Genomic DNA, 16,839 nt, shown 5'->3' with positions numbered 1-16,839 from the left:
ACGAGGTGATTCCCCATAAACGAGCAAGCGGTATCCATTAAACGCATCGATCAATTTTTTCAAGAACAACTGCATGCCAGAAAAATTGATCGGCAGGACCCGGAGTTTCAGTTATTTCTGGACGTTTACATGCCCCCTCGGGAAAAGACAGCCTCCATCTATGGCGTCAGTGATGAAGCGACTCTTGCTTTGCTAGCTGGGCGTGCAGGGAGCGTTTCAGATATGGAGTATCAGCTGTTAGCCAGGAAGCGAACAAATACTCCACTTGATGTGGACACAATTTTAACCATCGGACTATCAGTTGTTACGGAAACAAATGATTTTAAGACCATCACCACGTATTTTGTAGGTGGAAGTAGACCTCATCAGCGATTAGACTCGATTTTTACCTACTTCATTGGGTATCCAAAATCGGACGTCGAACGAAAGAAAGACTATACCAAAGCTAAAAAAGAGTTTGAACAAATGGGATTTCATCTATAGCAATCATCAAAAAACCTGCCCTAACAATCAGAGGCAGGTTTTAACGTACTATTTACGAATTGTTTTTAATGCAGTACTCCACTCATTTACTTCATCAAGCATTGCAGTGATGTTTGTTTGGTGAAGTTCTTGAGGTTTAAAGTCTTGCCCGTTCTCGAAGTCTAAGAATAATGAAAGCGTCGGATGTGTACGAACATCGGCTACTTTAAGCTCTCCTAGAATGCCACGAAGATGTTCGGCTGCACGTGCGCCACCTGTTGAACCGTAGCTGACAATTCCAGCTGCTTTGTTGTGCCATGCGTCACGCGCGAAATCTAAAGCATTTTTCAGTGAACCTGAGATGCTGTGGTTATACTCTTGAACGATAAAGACAAATCCATCAAGGCTAGCAAGCTTTTGATTCCAAGCACCAATTCCTGGCTCTGTTCCATCGGTTGTTCCTAGAAACGGAAGCTCGAAATCCGCGATATCCACGATTTCATATTCAGCGTCTCCACGTTCATCTGCTAACTTCTTCACCCATTCTCCAACCTGTGGGCTTACACGTCCTTGTCTCGTGCTTCCTAAAATAATTCCAATTTTTAATGTTTCTTGTGCCATTTGTATTTCCTCCTTAGTTTCTTTTCCGAATAATTTTTTCATGAAACTCATGTGTAATACACCGCCTGCAATATATATTCTGAAGATGACTTGCATATACCTGCTTACAAATATCTTGTAACTAACTTACTTTATGTAAGTAAATATACATTTATAAATTTGTTATGTCAAGTAAGTTTTTTATAAAAAGTAATTTATTTTTTCGTGAATGGGTATATAATAGAGGGGAGGAGTGATTGGAATGGATACGTCAATTTGTCCTAGATTTGAAAAAGCAATGGGCATCCTTAGTCAAAGGTGGACGGGGTTAATCATCTATCAACTTTTGCCTGGACCTAAGCGTTTCTGTCATATTGAATCCTCCATGGCTGTCAGCGGTAGAGTTCTTTCTGAACGACTGAAAGATTTAGAATCTGAGGGGATTGTGAAACGGGATGTGATTCCGGAAACCCCGGTGCGGATTGAATATTCCTTAACTGAAAAAGGATTGGCTCTTCAACCAATTATGTTAGAGATGGAGAAGTTCGCTGAAACGTGGATGGAAACAGAATCATAATAAAACTGCTCATCGAGAAGGTGAGCAGTTTTTTGTATGTTCACTTCCTATGTTAAGTGCACTAAAAAAACCCCGAAATGGCTTCGGGGTTTTCATAACAGTTACTTCTTTAACAAACGTAATACAAACGATACGATTAAAATTAAAATAATCGCACCTACTAATGCAGGGAATATGGCGAATCCACCTAGTGAAGGTCCAATGTCTCCTAGGATAGCTGTTCCGAGACTTGCTCCAACAAAACCAGCAATAATGTTTCCGATGATTCCGAATGGAACACCTTTACCTGTGATGGCTCCAGCTGCCCATCCAATTAATCCACCAATAATAAGACTCCAAATAAAACCCATATAAAATCTCTCCTTCGTTATAAGTACAATTCTCCTATTCCCTTTGCCGCAGCACGCAAACAAATTTAATAATTCTGATAAATGCAGAGAGGATAGGAACTCTATTCTTAGCCATCCTAAGGGTGCGTATTAAACTACAAGTTAAAGGGAGTTAATGATGGACAATCAAACAAGCACAGAACCTACCCAAACTATTCCTATGACCTCAGCTCATGACGGGTTGGTTCAGCGTTTAACAGAAGATGTTGTTTGTTACACAGATAAAATTGTGAATGTTTACTTTGTAGGAAATCCAAGCGAGCCACATGAATGGTTCTTAGTCGATTGTGGAATTAGCAGGAAAGCTGACGTCATCCTGTCTGCACTAAAAACAGAATTTGGAGAGGCTCATCCACCGAAGATGATCGTATTAACTCATGGTCATTTTGATCACGTAGGTGCAGCGTATGAACTCGCCTCCCACTGGAATGTGAAAGCTTATTGTCATAAGGCGGAGCTTCCGTTTGTAACAGGGAAACAAGATTATCCAAAGCCGGATCCTACAGTTGAGGGAGGAATGGTTGCAAAAATATCTGGTGCCTTCCCATACCAAGCAATCAATTTAAACCCCTTTATTGAAGAGCTACCTGAAAGTGAGAAGATCGATGGATTTTCAGATTGGGGATGGATTCACACACCAGGTCATTCTCCAGGTCAAATCGCCTTGTATCGTGAGCGCGATGGAGCACTTTTATCAGCGGATGCAATCATTACAGTTAAGCAAGATTCTTTATATGATGTAATTACTCAGTCTGAGCAGCTTCAAGGTCCACCAAGATACCTGACGACGGACTGGCACGCTGCCAAAAAATCAGCCGAACTGCTACAGGACCTACAGCCGAATTTTATCGGGCCGGGACACGGGTTACCAATGTTCGGTGAAGAATTTAAAAATGATTTAAAGCGATTAGTTAGCGAATTTGATCAAGTGGCTATCCCAGACTATGGGAAATACACTGATCAATAGGATGCATCGTGCCGTCTTTCTAGATCGTGATGGTGTAATAAATGAAGTATTAACGAACCGCATTCGATTTGTGAATAAGCCAAAAGACTTTTACCTCTTACCTGGTGTAGCACAGGCAATTAAATGGTTAAATCAAGAAGGTTATCTTGTATTTGTTGTAACCAATCAAGGCGGAATTGGTTTAGGTTATATGAGTGAGGACATGTTAGAAGCGATTCATCAGTACATGAAGCAGAAGCTTGAAGAGAGTGGTGCGTTTGTTGATGGCATCATGTACTGTTCACATAAGCCACATGAGGGATGTCCATGTCGAAAGCCAAAAGCATATATGCTAGAAACGTTAGCTGAAAAGCATGATGTGAATCTTGAACAAAGCTACATGATAGGGGACCGGGAGCCGGACATTCAAGCTGGTCAAAAAGCCGGTTGTACAACAATCCTTGTTCATGCCAGAGACGATCAGACCTTTGGTGCAGCCAAAGTTTGTGCGGATCTAAAAACCGCCGTGTCCTGGATTTTAGATGGAATGAAAGAGTAGGAAAAAGCTGCCTACTCTTGTTTTCAATATTGACAAAAAGCCTAAGGGGATGGTAAAGTTCGATTTAGTGATTTATCGAACTAAAGCATAAGTTAGGGTGTTTTTTATGATGAACGCAGTTGTGATTGCGGTATTACTTATGATTGTTTTAAGCTTACTTCGTGTACATGTTGTTGTGGCTCTAGTCATTGGAGCAGTAACCGGTGGTCTTGTTGGTGGGCTTGGATTTAATGGAACGATTGAAGTCTTTACGGAAGGTCTTGGGAATAGCGCCAGCATTGCATTAAGTTATGCGGTTTTAGGTGCTTTTGCGGTAGCCTTATCAAAAACAGGACTTCCACAATTACTTGTAGATTTCTCCATAAAATTAGTTGGAAAAAAAGGCGAGGCCCGTTCCAAGACTCTGCCAAAAGCACTGATTTTTTTAATAATATTTCTTATTTCTTGTATGTCTCAAAACTTGATTCCGATTCATATTGCCTTTATTCCTATACTGATTCCGCCTATTCTACAGGTATTAAATGAATTATTGGTAGATCGACGCGCGGTTGCAAGCATTATGACATTTGGCTTGCAAGCTCCATATATGCTATTACCTTTTGGGTTTGGAGCCATTTTTCACGGGATTGTCATTGATAATATTAAAGCAAATGGTATGAATGTATCTCTTAGTGACATGCCTTATGCGATGCTTCTCCCTACACTCGGGATGTTTCTTGGGTTGTTAGTGGCTGTTTTTATTACGTATCTAAAGCCTCGTCATTATGAACAAAGCACCCTTGCCGAGGATGCACCGACTTCTGTTGCCTACTCCGTTTATTCCTTAATTAGTGCGGCAGTGGCAATCCTCGTAACGGTTATCGTTCAGGTACTAGCTGATTCAATGATTATTGCTGGTGTAGCTGGGTTGATTGTCTTAGTTTTCAGTGGGTCTGTTCGCTTTAAGGAATCAGATGCCCTTCTAACTGAAGGAATGAAAATGATGGCATTTATCGGATTTGTAATGATAGCTGCAGCTGGTTTTGCGGAGGTAATACGCGCGACCGGCGATGTAGAACAACTGGTGGAATCCTCTGTTGCATGGATGGGCGACAGTAAGGGTCTAGCAGCTATACTTATGATTTTAATCGGGATTTTAATTACGATGGGAATTGGCTCATCATTTGCCACTGTCCCAATTATTGCAGCCCTGTTTGTTCCATTATGTGCGGCTATGGGTTTTAGTCCGCTTGCCACGATTTCTTTAATTGGGACAGCAGGAGCAATTGGTGATGCGGGGTCTCCTGCATCGGACAGTACTCTTGGACCAACCGCCGGGTTAAATGCGGATGGACAGCACAATCATATCTGGGATACGTGTGTACCGACTTTTCTGCATTTTAATATTCCGCTCATTATCTTTGGATGGATCGCGGCCATCATTTTATAGAGTTGAAAAAGCTTCCTTAGGGGAGCTTTTTTCTATGAGAAACAGGAAAAGATAATGGTGAGGCTTTCCTTGTTGTCTAGTGGCATGTGAGGTAAACTAACACTCGTGTTTTATGTTTTTGGAAGGTGGATTCTAACATGAACTTTAAAGTATATGTTCTGGCAATCTCAGCGTTTGTTGTTGGGATGGTTGAGTTAATTATAGGAGGAATTCTTCCTGTTATATCTGATGATTTAGGTGTTTCAGTTGGCGTAGCCGGTCAGTTGATTACCGTATTTGCGCTTGTTTTTGCCGTCTCTGGTCCTGTTTTGATGTCTTTAACAAGTAAATATGAGCGGAAGCGACTTTATTTAATCTCACTCGGTGTCTTTTTCATAGCCAATATCGGTTCGTTTCTTAGTCCGGGGTATGGTGCACTCTTAGTCTTTCGTGTACTAACATCCATGAGTGCTGCCTTAATTATTGTTCTTTCTCTAACCATCGCTCCAAAAATTGTGAAGCCAAGCTACCGCTCCCGAGCGATCGGTACGATCACTATGGGTGTAAGCTCTGCTCTTGTACTGGGTGTTCCGGTAGGAGTCCTTATTGGAGAGGCCTATGGCTGGAGAATTCTTTTTTTAATCATTGCTCTTCTATCTCTCATTGCTGGTTTGGTTATAATGAAGTTTCTCGACCCGATTGCTCCTGTTCAGGTTAGCTCTGTACGTGAGCAAGTAAGCTCCTTAAAACATCTGAAGCTATCTACTGCTCATCTTGTTACTCTTTTAGTGTTAGCAGGACACTATACAATGTATGCTTATTTTGCTGAGTATTTGCATGTGACGCTAAATGCTGAAGCTTATTGGGTGAGTGTGGCCTTCTTTGTATTTGGATTGTCTGCCGTAAGTGGCGGTGGGATCGGTGGCTGGCTTACGGATCGGATGGGACCTGAAAAGACAGTCATTTTCTTTACAATCCTTTTCTTTATTGTGTTAGTGACCATGCCACTCACCAGTCATTCCGTCATTTTATTCACACTATCTCTTATTGTGTGGGGGATGCTAAGCTGGTCTATAGCCCCGGCCCAACAAGGATATTTAATTAAAACGGCTCCAAGCACGTCGGATATCCAACAGAGTATCAACACCTCCGCATTACAATTTGGCATTGCAATAGGCTCAGGTGTTGGAGGTTTAGTAGTTAACGGATTCTCGGTTGAAGCAGCCCCTATTGCAGGTAGTGTGCTGGTGCTACTCTCAATCGCTTTTGCGCTATTTTCATTTAAGCAACCATCCATTGAAGGGAAAACGGAATCTTGACATCACCTCATACAATATGTAAAGATAAAAGCAATTAAGTGGAAAGGATGGTACCTCGTACAATGAAGTAGAATCTTATCTAATAAACAGTACATCTTAATGAATTTGAATGAATGGAAGACGCAACCAGTCTGTGTTCATTTAAAGAAAATTAACGAGTATGTTTAGAGATGAGATTCGGGCGATGTTTGTACAGGTACAGTCACTTATATTCTGCCGAGGTCTGCCGTTTGTAGGAGCAGTCTGGCTTATTTGAATATAGGTGTGCGCATCGTACGAACTCTCTCTAGCATCTGGAGGGAGTTTTTTTTATGTTATATCTGAAAATAGATCACCTTGAAAAGAGTTTTGGAGGACGGACTATGTTCCGAATCGAGACATTGTCTCTTTACAATCAGGAGCGAGTTGGAGTGGTGGGACGTAACGGAGCAGGAAAGTCTACACTGTTGTCGGTACTCGCTGGGACGGCTAAGCAAGATTCGGGCCAGGTGGAGAGATACGGAACCATTGCATATGTTCCACAGCTTGGAGGGGCAAATCAAGACATTCGCTCAGATTTACATGGTAAGTGGAGGCTTGCAAACCAATCAGAGGCCAGTGGAGGCGAAAAGACACGCCGGAAAATCGCACAGGCGTTATCGTCAGATGCGCATATCCTGATTGCAGATGAGCCAACCAGCCACTTAGACGTGAGCGGAATACGACAGCTTGAAACGGAACTTCATGCCTTTAAGGGAGCTATTTTGCTTACCTCGCATGACAAGGATTTCTTAAATAAGCTTTGTACGACGATATGGGAGATTGACGAGGGAAAGGTTACGGTTTATGAAGGGAATTATGATGCGTACCTTTCACAAAAGCAATTGGAGAAAGAAAAAGGATATAAGGAACATCAAGAGTATATGACTGAACGAAACCGCTTAATGGAAGCAGCGAAAAAGCTGAAAGCGAAGTCTGATGGAATTAAAAAGGCACCAAATCGTATGGGGAATTCTGAAGCAAGATTACACAAAAGAAGCTCTGGTGTGCAAAAAGCAAAATTAAATCGATCAGCTGAAGCAATGGAAACGAGAGCTCAAAAGCTAGAGAAGAAAGAAAAACCCATGGAGATTGAACCAATTGTGTTTAATCTTGCTGACTTCCCTGATTTGCACAGTAAAAGAGTGGTTCAGTTCTTAGACTGTACAGTAAACGTGGGGGATCGAACCCTTGTTGGTAAAGTCACCGGAGAAGTGGAGCGAGGGAGCAGGTTAGCGATAACGGGAGGGAATGGCACGGGTAAGACGACACTGCTTAAGATGGTTGTTGATCGGAGTGAACGTCTCCGAGTTGCTCAACCTGCAAAGATCGGTTTTTTCTCACAGCACCAAGAAAACCTCAACGACCAAAGATCAATTCTAATTAATGTAATGGAGGATAGTCCGTACGAGGAGACATTCGTGCGAAAGGTACTTGCTAGGCTGGCTTTTAAGCGGGATGATGTGTTTAAGAATGTGTCGGTACTAAGTGGCGGAGAGCGAATTAGAGTCTCCATGGCAAAGGTCTTTTTAAGTGATGTGAATCTTCTTATTCTGGACGAACCAACAAATTATCTAGACCTGGATACGAAGGAATCGTTAACTGAGATCCTACTTGCTTATCCTGGAACCATTCTTTTTGTAAGTCATGATCGTTCATTTGTTTCTGCTCTTGCCACTCATCAGTTATCGTTGGAAGAGGATGAGCCTAAGGTTAAAGCTGTTGAAACCACTGACGGAACAGCATCCATGAAAACTATAGAGGAACCGGATGTCCTAACGATTGATATGCAGCTTACAGAGCTGTTAAGCAGACTTTCAACTACAACAAATGAAGTGGAAAAAGCGCAGTTAGACATAAAGTTTAAAGAGCTCGTTAAAAAAAAGAAACAACTAGTAAGGAAAGCAGACTAAATGAAGAAGACGAGCGCTCTCCATTCGAGAGGGCTCGTCTTCTATTAAAGACAGAGATCAATAAAATAAGATGCTACTAATCCCAAAGTAGGCAATAAGAAGGCCAGCGAATGCAAAAAATCGTCTCCACTTAAAGCCTCCTGCTTTACTAAATTCCTCTCTCGTACACTGTTTTGCCATCATCTTCTTTACTTTTTGTGTGGCAAAATGATGGTAGTTGTAATTGCCAAATACCCCGTAGATAACTAAAGGAACAATGGCATAGGCTGTGTCCTCCCAGAGTGGGTATCCGGTTGTTAGGAAGAGAAGATCTGTAAAGAGTATAAATAAGAAAAAGAACGATGCGTAGACATACATAGCACGACCGGCAGACCAGCAAAAGGTACCGAATAAGCCACCTAAGTTTAGGCTGATTAACGTCGGCTTCCCACTTCGTCCAATGGCCCATTTCTTCTGATAGTCCGCATACTTAGGTCCAACATATAATTGAAGCGCTTCCTTTTCGTCTTTAGGTGTCTCATGTAAATGACCTGTATCCATACTTTTAGTTGATTCAAGCGTCATAGATGCCTCCATTTTAATAGGTTCATATAAAAAGAAGGCTTCACAAATTGTGAAGCCTTACACTCATTATACGAACAATGACATCAACATGCCAGCTAACATATAGCTTGAAACATAATTTAGTAGGATGAGTGTGACAGCAAATAATGCAACCAAACCATACAATGGATCGAATTTAGCTAAACTTGCTTGTTTCACCTCTGTTTGATAAACCATAATCATGATGGCAAAAAGCGTAAGGAATAATAATCCAAGGAATAATGAAGTAACACTGCCTATTCCGATTAATCCGCTAATAAAAGCAAGCACAGAGAGAGCAACAGGTACGACTAAAGATTCTCCGAACCGGCTATAGAATGCTTGAAGAGCAATGGATGATTCGGTAACAAGTTTTAACGTGAGAAAAAGACCACCAATGATAATGGCTAAAAAGATAAGCATAAAGAAGAATCCAGGGATAAAGCTTTCACTAAAACTCAAGCTTAATCCAAAGTAGCTATCCATACGAAAGCCAAGCTGTGCATACAACGTAAAGGCAAAAAAGAATGCGATAAGAGCGACATTAATTGTGGCAAAAATCACGTTGCCTTGGTTTTCTACAAAACCTCTTTGAGTTGGCGCTTTTAGATTTGAAAGAAAATAAGTCCAATAATTTTTAATTAGCGCCGTTACTTTTTCTACCGTTTCATTTTGTGGTTTTGCTGTTGTTTCAACTGTGCTTGCTTCCTCTGTTTGAACTGTTGATGGTTCGATTTGTTCCCCACACTGCTCACAAAATTTACTTTCGGGTGGCAGAGCTGTTCCACATTTTGCACATGTCATAATTAGATTCCTCCTCGTTCGGCTTCTTTAAATAAAATGAACATATCGTATTTTAGAATGGATTGGAAGTGATATGTATAATAAGGGTTATATTCCCTACTTAAGTCTTAGGATACATAGATTTTAAAAAGGAGAAAGGTACTAGCTTTTCTTTATAGATCAGTCCTTAAGAAGTATACTTAGCAAATATAAAATGCATGAGAAGGACTGTTCAAAATGTTGTGGATAAATGACGGTATTATGATCATATTAGCTATTTTTTTAGGTGTAGGGGCTCTTGATTATTGTTTAGGTAATCGTTTTGGGCTAGGTGTTTCTTTTCATAAAGGACTCATGACGATGGGCTCCGTCGCCTTAGCAATGATTGGTATTATTACATTGGCACCAATTGCGGCAAATTTTTTAATCCCTGTTGTTTCGCCACTTTATCTATTGATTGGAGCAGATCCGTCCTCCTTTGCGAATACAATTTTGGCTCTCGATATGGGAGGTTATGCATTAGCTGAAGCGATGGCACATGATGCAGATGCCGGTGTCTTTTCTTGGGTATTTCTTGGTACGATGCTAGGTCCTACCATTGTCTTTACCCTTCCTATTGCTCTTTCAATCATAAAAAAGGAAGATTATTCATCTTTTTCAAAAGGAATTCTGATTGGACTGAGTACCATTCCTTTAGGATGTTTTGTAGGTGGAGCCCTTGCTGGGTTTGAATATCAAATGATGATCCTTAATTTACTGATTCCTACGCTATTTTCACTAATGATTATGATTGGTTTGTGGAAGAGGCCAGAGTGGTGGATTAGACGGTTTGTCACGTTTGGGAAATGCGTTCAAGTTGTTGGAGTTATGGGATTAGTCGTCGCAGGTTTGGAGGTTCTCACAGGGATTCGTTTATTTCAGGAAATGGCTCCTTATTCGGAAGGACTACAAATTGTTGGAACGATTGCTCTCGTTTTAGGAGGAGCCTTTCCGCTTGTAGAGTGTATATCAAAGGTTTTTCGTAAACCACTTGAACGTTCGGGGCATCTAATTGGGTTAGATCGCTTTGCAATGGCAGGATTGGTCGCATCACTTGCACATGTGATCCCCGCGTTTACCCTTCTTGGGGATATGCAAACAAAAGGAAAAGTGGTCGTTGTAGCCTTCTCGGTCAGTGGAGCCTTTGTCATTGGCGGTCATCTTGGTTTTGTAGCAGGTATAGACCGAGATATGGTTCAATTTATGATAATTGGAAAATTAATTGGCGGACTTACTGCAATTGCGCTTGCTCTATGGTTTGAACGAAAGAAAAGCGTTTATAATGGATAGCAAAGAAGAACCGATATAGTATAAGAACAATATGAATGTCGTTAGGATGTGTGAAGAGTGAAACCAAACAAATATGCCATAATTGACGTTGGCTCGAATTCTATGCGCCTTGTTATCTATTCAGAAGATAAAAGCGGAAGACTAAAAGAAATAGAGAATATTAAACTCGTAGCAAGACTACGTAATGATTTATCTGATGAGTTAATTTTGCAAGAGTCAGGAATCAAACGATTAATTTCTTTTTTACATAGTTTTCAAGAGGTCACTCGGTTCCATCAGTTAAAGAATGTCCGATGTGTTGCAACCGCGGCCATCCGTCATGCTAAAAATCAGGATGAGATCCTGGAACGTGTAAAAAAAGAAACAGATTTCACAATGAGAGTCCTATCCGATTACGAAGAAGCTTATTTCGGATACATTGCTGTTGTGCAGTCAATGCCATTTACTGATGCCATTACCATTGATATAGGTGGTGGTAGTACAGAAGTTACCTTGTTTAAGGAAAGAGAGCTTATTCATTACCATAGCTTTCCTTTTGGTGCTTTAACCTTAAAGAAACAATTTGTAGTAGGAGATGCCGCAACGAAGAAGGAATTACAGGCGATTCGAGCCTTTGTCATCGAACAGTTTGAATCACTCTCCTGGTTAAAGGGTGCCAGTCTTCCGATCATAGGTATAGGAGGAAGTGCCAGAAATGTGGTCAGGGTTCATCAAGAGTCCATTGATTACCCATTATCAGGGCTTCACCAATATAAAATGAATCGAAAAGATGTGGAGGACGTTCGAACGATCTTAGCACCTCTTACATTACAGGAGCTTCAAAAGGTTGATGGTTTGTCCAAAGACCGAGCGGATATTATCTGTCCCGCCCTGGAAGTATTCCAAGGATTAGCGGACATCGTACATGCGGAATCCTTTGTGCTTAGTCGAAATGGATTAAGAGACGGAGTCCTGTTTGAGGAAAGAAAGATTAAGGGAGAGGATGTCCTGTATCCTTCCGTTGTCGAACAAAGCTTTCAAGAACTGGGGCTCGACTATGAAATTGATACAGCTCAAGCTAAGCATCGTATGGACACCGTGTTGCTCCTTGCACAAAAGCTTTGTACTGAAGGATTGATCACTGCAACAAAGGACGATCTAGCTCTTCTTAAACAAGCTGCATTCGTATACAATGTGGGTGCGTATATTGATGAAGACTCTGGTAAGCAACACACATTTTATTTACTTGCGAATCGTACCATCAATGGAATATTGCACAAGGACCGAATTAAGCTATCATTGCTTGCATCATTTAAAAATAAGTCCTTTTTCAAGCAAAATGCAGGTACATTCAAAAATTGGTTTACAAACGATGAATTGTGTCTATATCAACAATATGGAGCCATTTTAACATTGGCCAATAGCTTTCATTCAACCAAACGAAATATCATCGTTGATCTAAAAATTAAGAACAAAAACGATGGTCTAACGATTACAGCTAAGTGTGATAAAGATTGGAAGCCGGAGCAATACCAAGTGGAGAAACAAAAGAAGCATTTAGAGAAACAAATTAAAAAATCTATATCTGTTGAGTTTGTTTGGAGTGAGTGAGAGACCAAGAAATGAGCTTGACATGACAACAGAAGACTGATGATCCTCAGGTAGAGAGTCATCAGTCTTTCGTTATTCTTTGTCCTTACTTTTTTCAAAAAATGAACCGATCTGTCGAAATCTTTACAAAACATTTACATTTAATGATTCTTTCAGATGATACAATATTCCTAAAATCTTGTCTAAAAAAAGGGTGCTTGTATGTTGATGATAACAGAAGAGATTCGTCGAAAGCTTAGTGACCCAATGTACTATAATAATAGGGAATTAAGCTGGCTTGCTTTTAATGAAAGGGTATTAGAAGAGGCATTAGATGAAACCAATCCCCTTCTTGAACGGTTAAAGTTTTTGGCTATTTTCAGTTCGAACCTGGATGAATTTTTTATGGTGCGTGTGGCTGGCATCAAAGACCAAATTAAGGCCGGGTTTAATAAGCCAGAAAACAAAGCAGGAATGACCCCGAAACAACAACTAACAGCTATCACATCAAAAACACACCAAATGGTTCAATTACAATACCACGTTTTTCAAGATACGCTGGTGCCAATGCTTGCTGATGAAGATATTTATATCCAAGAAATGAAGAGCTTAACACGTATGCAAACGCTTCAGTTGGAGAAGTACTTCGAGGAGCACATTCTTCCTGTACTGACGCCGATGGCTGTAGATGCGTATCGCCCATTTCCGATGTTATTAAACAAAAGTTTGAATCTAGTCATTCTGTTAAAGGATACTCATGATTTAGGTGAAGGTGAGAAGAAAACGGCACTTGTACAAGTGCCTTCAGTATTAGATCGCTTCATTCCAGTTCATGGATCTCATCCAAAACGACTACATTTTGTTATGCTTGAAGACGTAATTCGTTTCTTTATACACAAATTATTCACAGGGTATGACATTGTATCCTCCTCCGTTTTTCGTATTACACGAAACGCCGATTTAACGATCCATGAAGAAGGAGCGAGAGATTTATTAAAAGAAATCGAAAAAGAGTTAAAGAAACGGAAGCGCGGAGCAGCCGTCCGGCTTGAAATTCAGAAAAAAGGCTTTGATTACTCTATTCTTGATTATCTAACAGATGAATTAGAAATTCATAAGAAGGATGTTTATGAAGTCGATGGGCTGATTGACCTGACTGCTTTGTTTTCATTCTATAAGAAGGTATCAGGTGAGAGAGAGCATTTAATGTATCAAGCCTTAATTCCACAGCCTACTCTTGAGCTTTCACACGATGAGGATATCCTAGAAAGTGTGTGTGATCGAGATATTCTATTGCACCATCCATTTGAATCGTTTGAGCCGGTTGTTGACTTTGTTGCGAAAGCGGCAGAGGACCCTGATGTTTTGGCTATCAAACAAACACTGTACCGGGTAAGCGGAGAGTCACCGATTATTAATGCGCTGATTCGTGCGGCTGAGAAGGGTAAGCAGGTGACGGTTTTATTTGAGCTGAAAGCGCGTTTTGATGAAGAAAACAATGTGCTTTGGACCAAGGAGCTCGAAAAAGCAGGCTGTCACGTTATTTATGGGATGACCCATTTAAAAACACATAGTAAAATCACACTTGTAGTCAGAAGACGAAACAACCGGATTGAACGCCTCGTTCATCTTGGAACCGGAAACTACAATGATCAAACGGCTAAGATTTACACGGATTTAGGTTTGTTTACATCTAAAAGAAAGTTTGGGATGGATGCGACGAATTTCTTTAATCACTTAAGTGGGTACACAGAAAAACCGGTCTATCATCATTTGTCAGTCGCACCTTTTGATATTCGAAAAGATATTCTCTCGCTAATTGACAAAGAAATAAGTTTTCATCAGCGGTTTAAAAATGGCCACATCATCTTGAAAATGAACTCTTTAACGGACAAGCCAATTATCACAAAGCTCTACGAGGCATCAAATGCTGGTGTGAAAATTGAGCTCATTATACGTGGCATCTGTTGCTTGCGTCCAGGTCTTGAAGGGGTGAGTGAGAACATTACTGTTCGAAGCATCGTGGGAAGATTTTTGGAGCACACCCGTATTTTCTATTTTCATCATAATGGAGAAAAGAAGCACTTTCTTTCATCGGCAGATATGATGACTCGAAATATGGAAAAGCGCGTGGAGATCATGTTCCCTGTGTATGAGCCAGCGATCAAGCAACGAATTATGGGGATCCTCACAACCATTCTCTCAGATAATATGAAGGCGAGAATTCAAGATGCGGATGGAACCTACCACTACGTGAAACGACGCAAAGAGGAACCATTTATTAATAGCCAGAGCTCGTTATTCAGTCAAGCCTACCGAGTGAAGGAAGATGAGGAATAGCGGGAGACAAGCGAGTATTCTAGTTTACTAGAATGCTCGTTTTTGTGTCTAACAATGAAAACGTTGGAAGCGGTCCAAACACTAATGATATGATAGAAGTACGTATAAAAGCTATTATGAGTAGCAGAAAGGAACGGGGCTATTTGAAGAAATAGTACCCAAAATAACCTTATGTATCAAAACCTAGAGGACACAATTATAGATTTAGAAAAACACGGACATCTGATTCGAATTAAAGAAGAGGTTGATCCCTATTTAGAAATGGCTTCGATTCAACGTCGTGTGTACGAAAAAGGAGGTCCTGCCATTTTATTTGAAAATGTGAAAGGCTCCAAGTATCGTGCTGTATCCAATCTGTTTGGGACAATTGAGCGAAGTAAATTTATGTTCCGTAAGAATTGGGAAGAGATTAAGGAGCTTGTAGAACTACGGGATGATCCAATGAAGGCAGCTAAGCACCCAATTAAGAATGCGAGCAAGGGCTTTGCTGCACTTAAAGCGTTACCGCAAAAGAAATCAAGCTTATCCGGGGCGGGGTTTGAAGAGATCTCCATTTCTGATCTACCACCGATTCATTCGTGGCCAATGGATGGGGGCGCCTTTATTACCTTGCCACAGGTATATAGTGAAGACCCATCAGATCCTGGCATAAAAAGCGCCAATATTGGGATGTACAGAGTACAGCTCGATGGGAATGAATACGAAAAAGATAAAGAGATTGGTCTGCATTATCAAATCCAACGAGGGATTGGTGTGCACCAGACGGAGGCAGCAAAAAAAGGGGAGCCTTTGAAGGTCAGCATCTTTGTTGGTGGACCACCATCACACACATTGTCAGCTGTGATGCCACTACCTGAAGGGTTAAGTGAGACGTTGTTTGCTGGCCTTTTAGCTGGTAAACGATTTCGTTACAGCTATGAGGATGGCTACTGCGTTAGCCATGATGCTGATTTTGTCATTACAGGTGAAATTTATCCAGATGAGACAAAGCCAGAAGGACCATTCGGTGATCATTTAGGCTACTATAGCCTGATACACGAATTTCCTGTATTGAAGGTTCACAAGGTCTACGCTAAACCCAATGCTATATGGCCGTTTACAGTTGTTGGCCGACCGCCTCAAGAAGATACAAGCTTCGGAGCGATCATTCATGAATTAACGGGGAAAGCCGTCACTCAGGAATTACCTGGAGTCAAAGAAGTCCACGCAGTTGATGCAGCCGGGGTACATCCACTTTTATTTGCGATTGGCAGTGAACGCTATACACCGTATCAAAAGGTAAAGCAGCCAACGGAGTTACTAACCATTGCTAACCGCGTGCTCGGCTTTGGGCAGCTAAGTTTAGCGAAATACCTTTTCATTACTGCAGAAGAGGACGAGCCGATTACAACGCACGATGAGCTTGCATTTATTCGATATGTAATAGAACGGATGGATTTTAAGCGTGATGTTCATTTTTACACAAATACAACGATTGATACACTAGACTACAGTGGGACAGGATTAAATAGTGGAAGTAAGGTTGTGTTAGCGGCGTATGGTGATAAGAAGCGTACATTATGCAAGGAAGTACCTTCAGAATTATTAGCCCATCCAGCTATCAGTCAGGCTCATCTTGTTACAGACGGTGTAGTCAGCTTTGAGTGTAAGCCATTTGAAAGCTATGAACAAACGGCACATGAAATGAATAAGCTTACACAGGAGCTAGCAGAAGCGGGTACGTTTGATACATGTCCATTACTCATCCTTGTTGATGATAGTGCATTTGTCAGCAAAACGAAGGATAATTTTCTTTGGGTGACCTTTACGCGTAGTAATCCATCTCATGATATGTATGGCATTAATGAACAGACACTCCATAAACATTGGGGTGCTGATGCAGTGATCATCGATGCCCGGATTAAACCACACCATGCGCCACCGCTTATTGAGAATGATGAAGTTGAAAAGAAGATTAATCGCTTCTTTCATGAAGATGGATCTTTAAAAGGATAAGGTCTGGCCTCAGCTTAGAGCTGGGGCTTTTTTTGGGAATAAAACTGTCC

15 protein-coding genes are annotated in these 16,839 nt (G+C 41.0%); 11 read left to right on the top strand and 4 right to left on the bottom strand.

Annotation, left to right across the window (positions count from 1 at the left end; translation table 11 throughout):
• Nucleotides 1–129 precede the first annotated feature (129 nt).
• Nucleotides 130–483 (top strand): hypothetical protein, encoded by a 354-nt coding sequence (locus tag ACQKKO_RS04700; RefSeq protein WP_498644813.1) that lies wholly within the window; start codon nucleotides 130–132, stop codon nucleotides 481–483.
• A 48-nt stretch (nucleotides 484–531) separates the two neighbouring features.
• On the opposite strand, the gene ACQKKO_RS04695 is transcribed toward ACQKKO_RS04700, so the two are convergent.
• Nucleotides 532–1,134 (bottom strand): NADPH-dependent FMN reductase, encoded by a 603-nt coding sequence (locus ACQKKO_RS04695; protein WP_498644811.1) that lies wholly within the window; start codon nucleotides 1,132–1,134, stop codon nucleotides 532–534.
• A gap of 190 nt (nucleotides 1,135–1,324) precedes the next feature.
• Here ACQKKO_RS04695 and ACQKKO_RS04690 point away from each other — a divergent pair, with 190 nt between their 5' ends.
• The gene (locus ACQKKO_RS04690) at nucleotides 1,325–1,639 is read left to right on the top strand and encodes a winged helix-turn-helix transcriptional regulator (RefSeq protein WP_343131855.1); all 315 of its coding nucleotides are present in this window, start codon (nucleotides 1,325–1,327) and stop codon (nucleotides 1,637–1,639) included.
• Between the two features lie 101 nt (nucleotides 1,640–1,740).
• Here ACQKKO_RS04690 and ACQKKO_RS04685 read toward each other — a convergent pair whose 3' ends face one another.
• Complete coding sequence (locus tag ACQKKO_RS04685) at nucleotides 1,741–1,989, bottom strand: GlsB/YeaQ/YmgE family stress response membrane protein (RefSeq protein ID WP_498644809.1); 249 nt, start codon at nucleotides 1,987–1,989, stop codon at nucleotides 1,741–1,743.
• 157 nt (nucleotides 1,990–2,146) lie between these two features.
• Here ACQKKO_RS04685 and ACQKKO_RS04680 point away from each other — a divergent pair, with 157 nt between their 5' ends.
• The 5 genes from ACQKKO_RS04680 to abc-f all read left to right on the top strand — a co-directional run bounded on the left by ACQKKO_RS04680 (nucleotide 2,147) and on the right by abc-f (nucleotide 8,191).
• The gene (locus tag ACQKKO_RS04680) at nucleotides 2,147–2,995 is read left to right on the top strand and encodes an MBL fold metallo-hydrolase (RefSeq protein ID WP_498644807.1); all 849 of its coding nucleotides are present in this window, start codon (nucleotides 2,147–2,149) and stop codon (nucleotides 2,993–2,995) included.
• A gap of 1 nt (nucleotide 2,996) precedes the next feature.
• Nucleotides 2,997–3,533 carry a D-glycero-alpha-D-manno-heptose-1,7-bisphosphate 7-phosphatase gene (locus ACQKKO_RS04675; protein ID WP_498645184.1) on the top strand — a complete coding sequence of 179 codons (537 nt, stop codon included), beginning with the start codon at nucleotides 2,997–2,999 and terminating at the stop codon, nucleotides 3,531–3,533.
• 109 nt (nucleotides 3,534–3,642) lie between these two features.
• The gene (locus ACQKKO_RS04670; protein WP_498645182.1) at nucleotides 3,643–4,962 is read left to right on the top strand and encodes a Na+/H+ antiporter family protein; all 1,320 of its coding nucleotides are present in this window, start codon (nucleotides 3,643–3,645) and stop codon (nucleotides 4,960–4,962) included.
• 137 nt (nucleotides 4,963–5,099) lie between these two features.
• Complete coding sequence (locus ACQKKO_RS04665; protein ID WP_498644805.1) at nucleotides 5,100–6,260, top strand: MFS transporter; 1,161 nt, start codon at nucleotides 5,100–5,102, stop codon at nucleotides 6,258–6,260.
• 311 nt (nucleotides 6,261–6,571) lie between these two features.
• Nucleotides 6,572–8,191, top strand: a complete 1,620-nt coding sequence (abc-f, locus tag ACQKKO_RS04660; protein ID WP_498644803.1) for a ribosomal protection-like ABC-F family protein — start codon at nucleotides 6,572–6,574, stop codon at nucleotides 8,189–8,191.
• Nucleotides 8,192–8,248: 57 nt separating this feature from the next.
• Here abc-f and ACQKKO_RS04655 read toward each other — a convergent pair whose 3' ends face one another.
• The gene (locus tag ACQKKO_RS04655; protein ID WP_498644801.1) at nucleotides 8,249–8,755 is read right to left on the bottom strand and encodes a hypothetical protein; all 507 of its coding nucleotides are present in this window, start codon (nucleotides 8,753–8,755) and stop codon (nucleotides 8,249–8,251) included.
• A 66-nt stretch (nucleotides 8,756–8,821) separates the two neighbouring features.
• On the bottom strand, nucleotides 8,822–9,577 hold the full coding sequence (locus ACQKKO_RS04650; RefSeq protein WP_498644799.1) for a zinc ribbon domain-containing protein: 756 nt from the start codon (nucleotides 9,575–9,577) through the stop codon (nucleotides 8,822–8,824).
• A gap of 219 nt (nucleotides 9,578–9,796) precedes the next feature.
• Here ACQKKO_RS04650 and eutH point away from each other — a divergent pair, with 219 nt between their 5' ends.
• The 4 genes from eutH (at nucleotide 9,797) to ACQKKO_RS04630 (ending at nucleotide 16,789) form a co-directional block, all read left to right on the top strand.
• Complete coding sequence (gene eutH, locus ACQKKO_RS04645; protein ID WP_498645180.1) at nucleotides 9,797–10,885, top strand: ethanolamine utilization protein EutH; 1,089 nt, start codon at nucleotides 9,797–9,799, stop codon at nucleotides 10,883–10,885.
• Between the two features lie 57 nt (nucleotides 10,886–10,942).
• The gene (gene ppx, locus ACQKKO_RS04640; RefSeq protein WP_498644797.1) at nucleotides 10,943–12,475 is read left to right on the top strand and encodes an exopolyphosphatase; all 1,533 of its coding nucleotides are present in this window, start codon (nucleotides 10,943–10,945) and stop codon (nucleotides 12,473–12,475) included.
• Between the two features lie 201 nt (nucleotides 12,476–12,676).
• The gene (locus ACQKKO_RS04635) at nucleotides 12,677–14,794 is read left to right on the top strand and encodes an RNA degradosome polyphosphate kinase (protein WP_498644795.1); all 2,118 of its coding nucleotides are present in this window, start codon (nucleotides 12,677–12,679) and stop codon (nucleotides 14,792–14,794) included.
• 171 nt (nucleotides 14,795–14,965) lie between these two features.
• The gene (locus tag ACQKKO_RS04630; RefSeq protein WP_498644793.1) at nucleotides 14,966–16,789 is read left to right on the top strand and encodes a UbiD family decarboxylase; all 1,824 of its coding nucleotides are present in this window, start codon (nucleotides 14,966–14,968) and stop codon (nucleotides 16,787–16,789) included.
• Nucleotides 16,790–16,839: the final 50 nt, after the last annotated feature.

This window comes from Alkalihalobacillus sp. NPDC127517, from assembly GCF_050276055.1.
Lineage (GTDB): Bacteria > Bacillota > Bacilli > Bacillales > Bacillaceae_D > Alkalicoccobacillus.
Note: the sequence above shows the minus strand (reverse complement) of the source record. Positions and strands in the feature narration are given on the sequence as shown.